The 11701-nt window shown below is 70.3% G+C and carries 4 protein-coding genes, 1 tRNA gene and 1 pseudogene; 5 read left to right on the forward strand and 1 reads right to left on the reverse strand.

Annotated features, from left to right (window positions below):
* Window positions 1-105 precede the first annotated feature (105 nt).
* Both ABT381_RS32815 and ABT381_RS32820 read left to right on the forward strand, forming a co-directional pair.
* Window positions 106-840, forward strand: coding sequence for a DegT/DnrJ/EryC1/StrS family aminotransferase (locus ABT381_RS32815; protein WP_467754706.1), 735 nt, complete (start codon window positions 106-108; stop codon window positions 838-840).
* 138 nt (window positions 841-978) lie between these two features.
* Window positions 979-1051, forward strand: a tRNA-Thr gene (locus tag ABT381_RS32820).
* Between the two features lie 108 nt (window positions 1052-1159).
* Here the strand turns inward: ABT381_RS32820 and ABT381_RS32825 are convergent.
* Window positions 1160-3808, reverse strand: coding sequence for a SpoIIE family protein phosphatase (locus ABT381_RS32825; RefSeq protein WP_351600720.1), 2649 nt, complete (start codon window positions 3806-3808; stop codon window positions 1160-1162).
* Between the two features lie 280 nt (window positions 3809-4088).
* Between ABT381_RS32825 and ABT381_RS32830 the strand changes: the two genes are divergently transcribed.
* The 3 genes and pseudogenes from ABT381_RS32830 to ABT381_RS32840 all read left to right on the forward strand — a co-directional run.
* Entirely contained in the window at window positions 4089-9596 is a 5508-nt protein-coding gene (locus ABT381_RS32830; protein WP_351600723.1) for a HAMP domain-containing protein, read from the forward strand.
* Between the two features lie 253 nt (window positions 9597-9849).
* Window positions 9850-10524 carry a response regulator gene (locus tag ABT381_RS32835; protein ID WP_351600726.1) on the forward strand — a complete coding sequence of 225 codons (675 nt, stop codon included), beginning with the start codon at window positions 9850-9852 and terminating at the stop codon, window positions 10522-10524.
* Window positions 10525-10715: 191 nt separating this feature from the next.
* A pseudogene (locus tag ABT381_RS32840) lies at window positions 10716-11701 on the forward strand (cell division protein FtsK); the annotation flags it as partial.

Below are 11701 nucleotides of genomic sequence, written 5' to 3' on the forward strand. Positions count from 1 at the left end.
CAGGGGGGACCCTGTGGGAGAGTAGGACGCCGCCGAACAATTTTTCAGCTCCGGTCCCTGAACCTTCTGGTTCAGGGACCGGAGCTTTTTTGTTTCGCCATTGCAGTGCGGCGCGTCACTTGCCGTTCACGTTCGGCCGCCAGCATCCGAGCCATGGGGACAAGTGGAACGCTTGAGTCGCTCGAGTCGGCGGGTATCGGCACCGGTGACGAGGTCGTGGTGCCGGCGTTCGGCAACGCCGAGGTCACCGAGGCCGTCGTGCGCGCCGGAGCCGTACCGGTCTTCGCCGACGTGGACCCGGACACCTACTGCCTCGACCCGGCCGCGGTGGCCGACGTCGTGAGCGCCAGGACCGCCGCCGTGATCGCCGTGCACCGCTTCGGACAGCAGGCCGACATGGCCAGGCTGCGGAAGCTGGGAGCGCGCCACGGGCTGCTGGTGCACGGCGCCGAGGAGCCGGGTGTCGCGCCCGGTGGCGCCGAGCGGCGGCGGGCGTACGCGACGTACTTCGACGGGCGGCTGCGCGGCGTCGTGACGCCCACGGAGCGCGCGCCGCACACGTACGAGCAGTACGTGGTCCGGGTGCCGGGCAACGGCCGGCCGGACCGCGACGCTTTCGCGCGGACGCTGCGGGCGAAGGGCGTGGCCTGCCGGGTGCCCGTGCCGGTGCCCGTGTACCGCATGCCCGCTTACCGCCGCGATCTGCTGCTGCCGCAGACGGAGCGGGCGTGCGACGAGACGCTGGCGCTGCCCGTGGGGGAGTCGTTGAGTCGCCGTGAATTGCACCGCGTAGTGAGCGCGTGCAATGCGCTCGGCGGGCTTCTCCAGCCGGCGTTCTGACCGCTGCCGGAGTTACCGGAGTAATGCGGGTGGGGCCGCTGTCGGGTAATTCCGATTTACCGGGAGTGTGCTGCTGACCTGGGCGGCAGGTGGTTCGAATCACGGCTGGGAGTCGGGTATAGTTAATGCCGTCGACGCGCCCCAATAGCTCAGTCGGCAGAGCGTCTCCATGGTAAGGAGAAGGTCTACGGTTCGATTCCGTATTGGGGCTCTGACGAGAAAGGCCCCCGCCAGCAGGCGGGGGCCTTTTTGTATTTGGGGGGGGGAACGGTCGGGGCCTTGAGGCGATGCCCCAAGGCCCCGATGACTTTCGGCCGTCCTACGGCGTCATTGCGTCGTGCACCGCCTCCGGCACCCGCATGGCGAGGATGGCCATGTCGTCCGAGGCGGGCTCGGCGGCGAAGCGTTCCACGGCGCGCAGGATGCGTGCGGCGACCGCGCCGGCCGTGAGGCCCGTACATGTCGTGAGGACGTCCGCCAGGCCGTCGTCGCCGAGCATCCGCGTGCCCTCACGGCGCTCCGTGACGCCGTCGGTGACGCAGAGGAGGACGTCGCCCGGGTCGAGGGTGACGGTCTGCGCGTAGAGCTCCAGGTCCTCCATGACGCCCAGCAGCGGCTGCGGTTCGGCGGCGGGTTCGACCGTGCCGTCCTGGCGCAGTCGCAGGGGCAGCGGGTGGCCCGCGCAGACGACCTTCAGTACGGCGCTGCCGTCGCGCTGGGGCCACAGTTCGCCGTAGAGGAGCGTGAGGAAGCGGCTGCGGGCGCCCTCGTCGAGGATCGCGGCGTTGAGGCGCTCGAGGACGGCGGGGCCGCCGAAGCCCTCGCGGGCGAGCAGGCGCAGCGCGTGCCGGGCCAGGCCCGTGACGGCCGCGGCCTCCGGGCCCGTACCGCAGACGTCGCCGATGGCGAAGCCGTACGCGCCGTCGCGGATGGGGAAGAGGTCGTAGAAGTCGCCGCCGACCTCGTTGCCCTCACCGGCCGCGCGGTAGATGACCTCGACCTCGACGCCGGGGACGTCGGGCAGTTCGGGCGGCAGCAAGCTGCGCTGGAGGGACTGGCTGATGGCCGTGCGTTCCGAGTACAGGCGCGCGTTGTCCAGGGCGAGCGCCGCTCGCCGGGAGAGGTCCTCGGCGAGTTCGAGGATCTCCTGGCGGAAGTGCTCCTCGGTGGGCTTGCCGAGGGTGAGCATGCCGATGACGCGGTTACGGGCGACGAGCGGCAGTACGACGGTCTCGCCGCCGACGGCCGAGGCGGTGGCCAGGGTGGCGCCGGGGCCGCTGGACGGCCGCGCGGAGGCGCCCAGTCCGAGGCTGCGCAACGAGGTCCGCAGGGCGGCGTCGTGGGCCGCGTCTCCTGGGGCGCTCCATACGCGGGCCCCGGGAGTGGGCACCGGCTCCGGCGGCGGGACCTTCTGCAGCAGGGTCTTGAGGCCGTCGATGCGGTCCTCGTCCTCGTGCAGCACGAAGGAGAGTTCGGGCTCGGACGCCTGGTCGGCGACGGTGTACACGGCGCACCAGGTGGCGAGCGTGGGGACCGTCATCTGGGCCATGAGGGCCAGCGTCTGATTGCGGTCCAGGGTGCCGGCGAGCAGGTCGGACGCCTCGACGAGGAAGGAGAGGGAGCCGCGGCGGAGCCGTTCCAGCTCGGTGAGGCGGGCGCGTTCAACGGCGAGCGCGATGCGGTCGGCGGCGAACTGCAGGCGCAGCGCCTCTTCGTTGGTGTACCGGCCGGGGGCCTCGGCCGCGACGCCGAGGGAGCCGGTGAGCCGGCCCTCGACCTTGAGGGGGACCGTGACGACCGAGCGCATGCCCGTACCGGAGAGCAGCGGGACGGCCCCCTGTACGGCCGTGAGGTCCTCGTGGACGGCCGGCATACGGGCGGAGCCGTAGCGGCCGCTGCCGGCCTCCACAGGGACGCGTGCGAAGCGCTGACGGGCGGAGGGCAGCCCCGTGGAGGCGCGGACCTCCAGCTCGGTCTCGTCGTCGGTGGCCAGGAGGAGGTACGCGGCGTCGCCGTCGAGCATGTCGCGGGCGCGTTCGACCGTGCGCTGCAGGAGGCCGTCGAGGTCGTCCGGCGCCGGGGAGCCGATGAAGACCTCGAACGGGTCGGCGGGGCCGTGCCCCTCGGACTGCTGGCCGGACGAGTCCGACGGGGTGCGCGGCGGGCTCTGGAGGACGGCGCGCTCGTGGTCGCGGACGAGGAGGCAGACCGTGGAGGGCTCGCCGTCGGCGTCGCGCACCCGTAGGTGCGAGGCGTACACGGGGACGACGCGGCCGTCGGCGCCCCTTATGCCGTAGCTGCCCTCCCAGCGGGAGAGCAGCAGGGCCTCGGCGATGCCGGTGCCCGTACCGGGGGTGTGCGGCCAGGCGGCGAAGTCGGTGAGGGGCTTGCCGATCACCTGTTCGGGCGCATAGGCGAAGAGTTCCTGCGCGTCCTCGTTCCAGGAGCTGATGCAGCCGCCGCGGTCGATCTGGACGACGGCGACGCGGACCCGGTGCTCGGCGACGGGGAGCGCGTCCACGGGCAGCGCGGGGCCGGCGGAACGGGTGCCGGCGGGGCGCTCGGGCAGGTCGAGCTGGAACCAGACGTGCTTCTGGGAGGGGGTGTACTCCACGCCCCAGCGGGTGGCCAGGGCGCCGCACAGCAGCAGTCCGCGGCCGCCCTCGCGGTCGGGGTGGGCGAGCGCCTGTCCGGAGCTCTGTACGGGCACCTCGCGCTCCGGATAGCGGTCGGCGACCTCGATCCGGACGCCGGTGTCGGTGCGGAGGCAGAGCACGTCGGCGGCGGTGCCGGCGTGCACGACGGCGTTGGTGACGAGCTCGCTGGTGAGGACGACGGCGTCGTCGATGATGTCGCCGTGGCCCCAGCCCTGGAGGGTGTCGCGCACGAAAGCCCGAGCCGTGGCGACCGAGCGTCCTACCGGCTCGAAGGTGGCAGCGGCCCGCGCGGTGATCACTGGTCTCCTCATGCGTGTGTCGGTGATCTGCTCCCCCATAGTCGCGGCGCCCCTCCGAATGCCCGTCGTGCTCGCGCCACCGCACCGGCCGTGCGGGTGGACAGCCGGAGCCCAGGGTACTTACCTTCGACGCCCGCATGGATGCCGGTCACGTGTGTTTCCCGCCCCGGGCTCGCCACGGACGGTATGCGATGCTGCCGAACTGTTATGGCCTGGTTGGGCCATGGTGAAACACTGGGAAGGCTTCAAGAGAAGGCCCGGGTAGAACGGTCGACCCTGCGGGAGGGACACGGTGGAGTCTGGCGGAGCGGCGCGGGGTGCAAGCACGCGCGCGAAAGGCGGACGCTCCCGCAACAACGGGACGACCGAGGTGGACACGGCGGCACTGAACCGCCTGCTGTCCGCCTTGGTGTCGATGCGGGACGGCAACTTCCGCAAGCGGCTGACCGTCTCCGGTGACGGGATCATGGCGGAGGTGGCGGCCGTCTTCAACGAGGTCGCCGACCGCAATCTGCACCTCACGGGCGAGCTGGCCCGGGTGCGGAGGGTCGTGGGACGTGAGGGAAAGCTCACAGAGCGGCTGGAAGTGGGGGCCTGCGAGGGCTCCTGGGCGGCCGCGATCGACGCGTCCAACGCGCTCGTGGACGACCTCGTACGGCCGGTCTCCGAGGTGGGCCGGGTGCTGTCCGCGGTGTCCGAGGGCGACCTCGAGCAGCGCATGGACCTGCGCACGCGGAGCAGCGACGGGACGACGGCGCACCCGCTGCGGGGCGAGTTCCTGAAGGTCGGCCGCACGGTGAACGGGCTGGTGGACCAGCTCTCGGCGTTCACCGACGAGGTGACCAGGGTCGCCAGTGAGGTCGGTACGGAGGGCAAGCTCGGCGGCCAGGCGCGCGTACGCGGAATGTCCGGTTCGTGGAAGGACCTCACGGATTCGGTCAACACGATGGCCTCGCGGCTCACCGCTCAGGTACGTGACATTGCTCTCGTCACGACCGCGGTGGCCAAGGGTGACCTGTCCAGAAAGGTCACCGTCCACGTCGCGGGCGAGATGCTGGAGCTGAAGAACACCGTCAACACGATGGTGGACCAGCTCTCGTCCTTCGCCTCCGAGGTCACGAGGGTGGCCAGGGAGGTCGGTACGGAGGGCGAGCTCGGCGGCCAGGCGGGGGTGCCGGGCGTCGCGGGCGTCTGGAAGGACCTGACCGATTCGGTCAACCTGATGGCCGGCAACCTCACGGCCCAGGTGCGCGGGATCGCGCAGGTGACGACGGCGGTCGCCAACGGCGATCTGTCCCAGAAGGTCACGGTGAGCGCGCGCGGCGAGGTCGCGCAGCTGGCCGACACGATCAACACGATGACCGAGACGCTGCGCACGTTCGCGGACGAAGTGACGCGGGTGGCGAACGAGGTCGGCGCCGAGGGCCAGCTGGGCGGCCAGGCGCAGGTGCCGGGCGCGGCCGGTACGTGGAAGGACCTCACCGACTCGGTGAACAACGCGTTCCGCAACCTCACCGGTCAGGTGCGGGACATCGCGCAGGTCACGACGGCGGTGGCCAACGGTGATCTGTCGCAGAAGATCACCGTCGACGTCTCCGGCGAGATGCTGGAACTGAAGAACACCGTGAACACGATGGTGGACCAGCTGTCCTCCTTCGGTGCCGAGGTCACGCGGGTGGCCCGGGAGATCGGTGTCGAGGGTGAGCTGGGCGGCCAGGCGCAGGTGCCGGGTGCCGCCGGTACGTGGAAGGACCTCACCGACTCGGTGAACACGGCCTTCCGGAACCTCACCGGCCAGGTGCGCAACATCGCCCAGGTCACGACGGCGGTGGCCAACGGTGATCTGTCGCAGAAGGTCACGGTCGACGTCTCCGGCGAGATGCTCCAGCTGAAGAACACCGTGAACACGATGGTGGATCAGCTGTCCTCGTTCGCCGACCAGGTCACGCGGATGGCCAGGGACGTGGGTACGGAGGGCAGGCTGGGCGGCCAGGCCCAGGTTCCGGGTGTGAGCGGTACGTGGAAGGAACTGACCGACTCCGTCAACTTCATGGCGGGGAACCTCACGTCCCAGGTGCGGCAGATCGCGCAGGTGACGACGGCGGTCGCGCGGGGTGATCTGTCGCAGAAGATCGACGTGGACGCCCGCGGCGAGATCCTGGAGCTGAAGAACACCATCAACACGATGGTCGACCAGCTCTCGGCATTCGCGGAGCAGGTCACCAGAGTCGCCCGTGAAGTGGGTACGGACGGCCGGCTGGGCGGTCAGGCGCAGGTGCCGGGTGTGGCCGGCGTGTGGCGGGACCTGACCGATTCGGTGAACGGTATGGCGGGCAACCTGACCGCTCAGGTCCGCAACATCGCACAGGTCGCGACCGCGGTCGCCCGTGGTGACCTCTCCCAGAAGATCGACGTGGACGCCCGCGGCGAGATCCTGGAGCTGAAGAACACTCTGAACACGATGGTGGACCAGCTGTCCTCGTTCGCCGACCAGGTGACGCGGGTGGCCCGCGAGGTGGGCACCGAGGGCATCCTGGGCGGCCAGGCCGAGGTCCAGGGCGTCAGCGGCACCTGGAAGGACCTCACCCAGTCCGTCAACTTCATGGCGAACAACCTCACCTCGCAGGTACGGAACATCGGCGAGGTGACGACCGCGGTGGCCCGCGGCGACCTCTCCAAGAAGATCACCGTCGACGCCAAGGGCGAGATCCTCGAACTGGTCACGACCGTCAACACGATGGTGGACCAGCTCTCGCTGTTCGCCGAGCAGGTGACGCGGGTGGCCCGTGAGGTGGGTACGGAGGGCCAACTGGGCGGCCAGGCCCGGGTGCCGGGCGTGACCGGCATCTGGAAGGACCTCAGCGACAACGTGAACCTGATGGCCAACAACCTGACCATCCAGGTGCGGAACATCTCCCAGGTCTCCGCGGCGGTGGCCAACGGTGACCTGACCAAGAAGGTCACGGTCGAGGCGCGCGGCGAGGTCGCGACGCTGGCCGACACGGTGAACACCATGGTGACGACCCTGTCGTCGTTCGCCGACGAGGTGACACGGGTCGCCCGTGAGGTGGGCACCGACGGGATCCTGGGCGGTCAGGCCCGGGTGCCGGGCGTCGCGGGGACGTGGAAGGACCTCACGGAGTCGGTGAACTCCATGGCGTCCAACCTGACCGGCCAGGTGCGGAACATCGCGATGGTCACGACGGCCATCGCGAAGGGTGATCTGACCAAGAAGATCGACATCGACGCCCGGGGCGAGATCCTGGAGCTGAAGACGACGATCAACACGATGGTCGACCAGCTGTCGTCCTTCGCCGAGCAGGTCACCCGGGTGGCCCGCGAGGTGGGTACGGAAGGCCAGCTGGGCGGTCAGGCGCAGGTGCGCGGCGTGGCCGGTACCTGGAAGGATCTGACCGAATCGGTGAACGAAATGGCGGGGAACCTCACCCGTCAGGTGCGCGCGATCGCCGCCGTCGCCGCGGCGGTGACCCTCGGCGACCACAACGTCCGCATCGACGTGGACGCGGCCGGCGAGATCCTGGAGCTCCAGGACAACGTCAACACGATGATCGCCACGCTCCGCGAGACCACGCTCGCCAACGAGGAACAGGACTGGCTGAAGGGCAACCTCGCCCGGATCTCCGGTCTGATGCAGGGCCGCCGCGACCTCAAGGACGTCGCGAAGCTCATCATGAGCGAGCTGTCGCCCGCGGTCTCCGCACAGCACGGCGCGTTCTTCCTCGCCACGTCGGCCGACGACAACCAGGAGATCGGCGCGGACGGCGGTGAGGCGGGCGACTACGAACTGCGGCTGACGGGCTCGTACGGCTATTCGATGGGCGCGATGCCCACCACCTTCGTTCCGGGCGAGACGCTCATCGGCACCGCGGCCGAGGAGAAGCGCACCATCCTGGTGGAGAACGTGCCGTCGGGGTACCTGAAGATCTCCTCCGGACTGGGCGAGGCGCCGCCGGCCAACGTGATCGTGCTGCCCGTGCTCTTCGAGGACAAGGTGCTGGGCGTCATCGAACTGGCGTCGTTCCAGCCGTTCACGCAGATCCAGAAGGACTTCCTCAGCCAGATCGCGGAAATGATCGCGACCAGCGTCAACACGATCTCGGTCAACACCAAGACCGAGATCCTGCTGAGCCAGTCCCAGGAGCTGACCGAGCAGCTCAAGGAGCGCTCGGCGGAGCTGGAGAGCCGGCAGCGCGCGCTGGAGCTGTCCAACTCCGAGCTGGAGGAGAAGGCGGAGCAACTGCGCAAGCAGAACCGCGACATCGAGGTGAAGAACACCGAGATCGAGGAGGCGCGGCAGGTTCTGGAGGAGCGCGCCGAGCAGCTCGCGGTCTCGATGCGGTACAAGAGCGAGTTCCTCGCGAACATGTCGCACGAGCTGCGTACGCCGCTCAACTCTCTGCTGATTCTCGCCAAGTTGCTGGCCGACAACGCCGAGGGCAATCTCTCGCCGAAGCAGGTGGAGTTCGCCGAGACGATCCACGGCGCGGGCTCGGACCTGCTCCAGCTGATCAACGACATCCTGGACCTGTCGAAGGTCGAGGCGGGCAAGATGGACGTCAGCCCGACCCGGATCGCGCTGGTGCAGCTGGTGGACTACGTCGAGGCGACGTTCCGGCCGCTGACCGCGGAGAAGGGCCTGGACTTCTCGGTACGGGTCTCCCCGGAGCTGCCCGCGACGCTGCACACCGATGAACAGCGCCTCCTTCAGGTGCTGCGCAACCTGCTCTCCAATGCGGTGAAGTTCACCGACTCCGGAGCGGTGGAGCTGGTCATCAGGCCGGCCGGTTCGGACGTCCCCGTGGCCATCCGCGAGCAGCTCCTGGAGCACGGCGCGCTGCGCGACGCGGACGCGGACATGATCGCCTTCTCGGTGACGGACACCGGCATCGGCATCGCGTCCAGCAAGATGCGGGTGATCTTCGAGGCGTTCAAGCAGGCGGACGGCACGACGAGCCGGAAGTACGGCGGTACGGGCCTGGGCCTGTCCATCAGCCGCGAGATCGCGCGGCTCCTGGGCGGCGAGATCCACGCGGCCAGTGAGCCGGGCCGCGGCTCGACGTTCACGCTGTACCTGCCGTACAACTCGGGCGGGCTGCCGCCGCAGGGCTATCCGCAGCTGGTCGCGGGCGGCTTCGCGATGGACGCGGAGGCGCACGACGCGGAGATCGCCGAGCAGGAGGCGGCGGCGGACCGCGCGGCGGAGGAGCAGCCGACGACTCCGGACGCCGCGGTCTCGGGCCTCAACCGCCGTCGCCGGCGCGGGCTCACGGGTGCGGCGCCGCGGCCCGCGCTGCCGGCGCTGCCCAGTGGGCCGACCGTCTCGCAGTCGCAGCAGTCCGCCGACGAGCCGTGGATGGGCAGCGGACAGGACCTGGTGGCGCCGTCCTCCGAGGGCGGCGGTTTCCACGGCGAGAAGGTGCTGATCGTCGACGACGACATCCGCAACGTCTTCGCGCTCACCAGCGTCCTGGAGCAGCACGGCCTGTCGGTGCTGTACGCGGAGAACGGCCGTGAGGGCATCGAGGTGCTGGAACAGCACGATGATGTGACAGTGGTGCTGATGGACATCATGATGCCGGAGATGGACGGTTACGCCACGACCGCGGCGATCCGCCGGATGCCGCAGTTCGCCGGCCTGCCGATCATCGCCCTGACCGCCAAGGCCATGAAGGGCGACCGGGAGAAGAGCATCGAGTCCGGGGCTTCGGACTACGTGACGAAGCCGGTGGACACCGACCATCTGCTCTCGGTGATGCAGCAATGGATGCGCGCGGAGTGACGGGGCGTACGCGGAGAGGCCGGACCTCGCCCCATATGCTGACTCCCTGTGGTCGCGCACGTGTGGGAGCACGGTATTCGGGGAACCTTCTGGTCTCCCGCTGCGTTTCTGCTACGTGCACGGTGACATAGCGGTGACAGGGTGTGGCGACAGGCGGGGTGCGGCTACCATGACCGGCACAAGTACGGGCGGCATGACGGAGCCGTCCCCTGGGGCGGCGTCCGGTGGAGTGCCGGGGCGAGGAGGACGGGCCATGGTGCAGAAGGCCAAGATCCTCCTGGTCGATGACCGGCCGGAGAATCTGCTGGCGCTGGAGGCGATCCTCTCCGCGCTCGATCAGACGCTGGTGCGGGCATCGTCCGGGGAGGAAGCGCTCAAGGCGCTGCTCACCGACGACTTCGCGGTGATTCTGCTCGATGTGCAGATGCCGGGGATGGACGGGTTCGAGACCGCGGCGCACATCAAGCGCCGCGAGCGGACGCGCGACATCCCGATCATCTTCCTCACGGCGATCAACCACGGCCCGCACCACACCTTCCGCGGCTACGCGGCCGGTGCGGTCGACTACATCTCCAAGCCGTTCGATCCGTGGGTGCTGCGCGCCAAGGTCTCGGTCTTCGTCGAGCTGTACATGAAGAACTGCAAGCTGCGGGAGCAGGCGTCGCTGCTGCGGCTGCAGCTGGAGGGCGGCCAGACGGCCGGCGACGAGGACGCCAAGGAGGCGGCGGGGCTGCTCTCCGCGCGGCTGGCGGCCGTCGAGGAGCAGGCCGAGGCGCTGTCCAAACAGCTGGACGAGTCGGCGGACGCCGCCGCCGTGGCGACGGCCGCCCATCTGGAGCGGAAGCTGACCGGACTGCGCCGCGCACTGGACGCCCTGGAGCCGGGCGCGGGCAACAGCGACACGCCGTCCGTGCCGTCGCAGAACTGACGCCGCGGCGCCGGGCGTACGGCGCCGGCGCCGCCCGGCCGCGGAGCTGACCCTGCGGCAGCTCCCGGCGCTGTCCCGGGTGTTGGGCCCGGAGTCGGCCAACCGCCCATATGGCGCGTTGGTTACGACACGAACGGGTGAAGGCCCGAGTGCCCGTGTCACCCCGGGCCGTCGCCTGTAACCTCGTCACCATGGCCTCACGTACGTCCGGCAAGGGTTCCCAGAGCACGGCGGGCCCCTCGAAGCAGCGCGCCGGGCGCCCCGGGGGCGCCGCCAAGAAGACCGCGGCGAAGCCGCCCGCCGCCAAGAAGGCGGCGGCGAAGAAGGCGCCGCCCAAGAAGGCCGCGGCCGCGAAGAAGGCCCCCGCGAAGAAGGCGGTGGCGAAGAAGCCCGCGCCGTCGCCGACCGGGGGCGTCTACCGCGCGGTGCGCGCCCTCTGGCTGGGCCTCGCGCACACCGTCGGCTGGCTCTTCCGCGGCATGGGGCGCAGCGCGAAGAATCTCGACCCGGCCCACCGCAAGGACGGCCTGGCGCTGGCCCTGCTCGGCCTCGGCCTGGTGATCGCGGCGGGCACGTGGGCCAATCTGAACGGCCCGGTCGGTGACGTCGTCGAGCTGCTGGTGACCGGCGCGTTCGGCCGGCTGGACCTGCTCGTACCGATACTGGTCGGCGGCATCGCCGCCCGTGTCTTCTTCCGCCCCGAGCAGCCGGAGGCGAACGGGCGGATCGGCATCGGGCTCTCGGCGCTGGTGGTCGGCGTGCTCGGGCAGGTCGCCATCGCCTGCGGGTCGCCGGACCAGGACGATGTGGCGGGGGTGCGGGACGCCGGCGGCTATCTGGGCTGGGCCGTGTCCAAGCCGCTGCTCTTCATGGTCGGGCAGACCCTGTCGGTGGCGCTGCTGGTACTGCTGACCGTCTTCGGCCTGCTGGTGGTCACCGCGACCCCGGTCACGGCCATTCCGCGGCGGTTCCGCGCGCTCGGCGTCCGGCTGGGCCTGCTGGAGACGTACGAGCCGGACGCCGACGCCTTCGCCGACGAGCCGCGCGAGCAGCCCGCCCGCAGGGGCCGTCGGAGCCGCTCCGAGGAGCTGGAGGCGTCCCCGGAGGCCGCGGAGGAGGCCGCGCTCGCCAAGCGCCGCAAGCCGCGCCGTACGGCCGCTGAGCCGGTCGCCGAGCC

The organism is Streptomyces sp. NPDC000151 (assembly GCF_040301705.1).
In the GTDB taxonomy this organism is placed as follows: Bacteria; Actinomycetota; Actinomycetes; order Streptomycetales; family Streptomycetaceae; genus Streptomyces.